This is a genomic window from Agrobacterium sp. DKPNP3 (assembly GCF_052686535.1).
Genome location: NZ_JBQYSN010000194.1, coordinates 1 through 261 on the forward strand (window position 1 = coordinate 1; position 261 = coordinate 261).

Here is a 261-nt window from a genome sequence, read left to right on the forward strand (position 1 = left end):
TTCATGCTCATCGAAGATGAGCATCATCTGATCTGTCTTCACGCTGACGTGGCCTTCGGCCACTACGCTGCAGACGGCGCGCCGTCAGGGTATTTTGCCAAGGCAAAAACCCGAGGCGACGGACTAGCGTCCTGTATGGGTGCCACGCTCGATCTCGAGCAACGGTGGAATACGGATCGGTCACAGAAAGACGTGTAAATTAAAATGAAGCGCAAGCTTCCCAGCTTCTCGAAAACAACAGTCATATGAAAACATGAACAA

Annotated in this window: 1 protein-coding gene; it reads left to right on the forward strand. The window is 51.3% G+C overall.

The window, feature by feature from the left end:
- The coding region (locus ACUTJJ_RS25060) for a hypothetical protein (RefSeq protein ID WP_445543787.1) at positions 1-198 on the forward strand (198 nt) is incomplete at its 5' end.
- Between the last annotated feature and the right edge of the window lie 63 nt (positions 199-261).